The organism is Pseudomonas sp. GM24 (assembly GCF_000282235.1).
Classification (GTDB): Bacteria; Pseudomonadota; Gammaproteobacteria; order Pseudomonadales; family Pseudomonadaceae; genus Aquipseudomonas.
In genome coordinates, this window is sequence record NZ_AKJR01000367.1 from 1 (window position 1) to 1868 (window position 1868).

1 protein-coding gene is annotated in these 1868 nt (G+C 61.3%); it reads left to right on the top strand.

The features are described 5' to 3' along the window. Positions 1-161 precede the first annotated feature (161 nt). Positions 162-1844, top strand: a complete 1683-nt coding sequence (locus PMI23_RS28415) for a methyl-accepting chemotaxis protein (protein ID WP_007920441.1) — start codon at positions 162-164, stop codon at positions 1842-1844. Positions 1845-1868: the final 24 nt, after the last annotated feature.

The following is a 1868-nucleotide window of genomic DNA, read 5'->3' on the forward strand; positions in this document are numbered from 1 at the left end:
GATGGCGTCGGCACATTCAATATTTATGTGTCAGACACACCGCCATCGCGGGCAAGCCCGCTCCCACAGGTAGATGCAATGTCTGCAGACTCAACTTTTGTGATGGCGTGCCGTTAAAGCCTTTAACCACGCCAATAAAACCAAAAGAGTGAGCTCCCACAATGCGCCTGAGCCTCAAGGCTAAAGTCCTGTCCCTCGCCGTTCTCCCGGTGTTGCTCTTTGCCCTGGTCATCAGCCTGACCACGCTGTTCATCCTCCAGGAACAGGCGCACAAAGAGGTCGAACAGACCCGCGAACGCCTGCTCGGCGATGCCAAAGCCACCCTGCAAAGTTACGTCGCCGTGGCCATGACCACGATCAAGCCGCTGTACGACGCGGCCGCGCCGGGTGATAACGAGGCACGCGCCCAGGCGATCAAACTGCTCTCCGGCATTCGCTACGGCAAGGACGGCTACTTCTTCGGCTACGACTCCGAGACCGTGCGCCTGTTCAAGGCCAACGACCCCGAAGGCGTGGGCAAAAGCTTTAAAGACAACCGCGACCCGAACGGCGTTTACGTCAACCTCGGCCTGGTGAAAGTGGCGAAGGACGGTACGCACTATCTGCAATACAGCTCGCCGTTGCCGGGTAATGCCAAGGTGTTGGTACCGAAACTCGGTTACACCGAATACCTGGCCAAGTGGGACATGGCGGTCGGTACCTCGGTCAACCTCGACGGCATCGAAGCGCAAGTCGCACAGGTCGAAGCGCAAGTGCAGGAGCGTATGCAAGGCGTGGTGCTGAGCATCGTCGGCGTGGCGGTGGTGGTGCTGCTGGTGATCGCGGCGGCGGGGATGTTGCTGGCCAATACCATTTTGCGTCCGTTGACCCTGATGAAAGCCAACCTCGATGACATTGCAGCGGGCGAGGGCGATCTGACCCGTCGCCTGAACATCACCAGCCAGGATGAACTCGGCGAACTGGCCGGCTCGTTCAACCGCTTCGTCGACAAGATCCATGGTCTGGTGCGGCAGATCACCGAGATGACCACGCAACTGACCGGGCTGGTGACGCAGGTGTCCGATCAGGCCCAGCGTTCGGATCAGGCGATGGAGCGTCAGCGTCACGAAACCGATCAGGTCGCCACGGCGATCAATGAAATGTCCGCCGCCGCGCAGGAAGTAGCGAAGAGCGCGCAGAACGCTGCCGTCGCCGCCCAGCAGACCGACGAAGAAGGCCAGAGCGCCAAGCGTGTGGTGGCCGGCAGCATCAAGCAGATTCATGCGTTGGTCGATGACATTCGCAGCAGCGGCGTGTCGCTCGACAGCCTGCAGCAGGACGTGACGTCGATTGTTGGTGTGCTCGGAGTGATTCGTTCGATTGCCGAACAGACCAACCTGCTGGCACTCAACGCGGCGATTGAAGCGGCGCGGGCCGGTGAGGCCGGGCGCGGCTTTGCTGTGGTGGCGGATGAGGTGCGGGCATTGGCCAGTCGCACGCAGATCAGCACCCAGGAAATTCAGGGCATGATCGATCGCTTGCAGGCGGGTACGCAGTCGGCGGTCGAGGCGATGCGCCGTTCCAGCGAGGCGGGTGACGGCACTTCACAGCAGGCTAATCAGGCCGGGGCGTCGCTGGATGCCATGGCCGAGCTGATCGCGACGATCAACTCGATGAACGCGCAGATTGCCAGTGCGGCGGAAGAGCAGACGGCGGTGGCCGAAGAGATCAACCGCAGCGTGCATCAGATTGCGGTGGCGGTGGACAGCGTGGCCGATGAAACGCAGTTGGGTGCACAGACGTCGCGCAGTCTGGCGGAGCTGGGGCAGCGCCTTGGCAAACTCGTGGGTCAGTTCCGTATTTGACCGCTTGAAAAGCCCCTCACCCTA

Coding starts and splice junctions, on each gene's coding strand:
- PMI23_RS28415 (WP_007920441.1), top strand. CDS start 162: ATGCGCCTGAGCCTCAAGGCTAAAGTCCTGTCCCTCGCCGTTCTCCCG.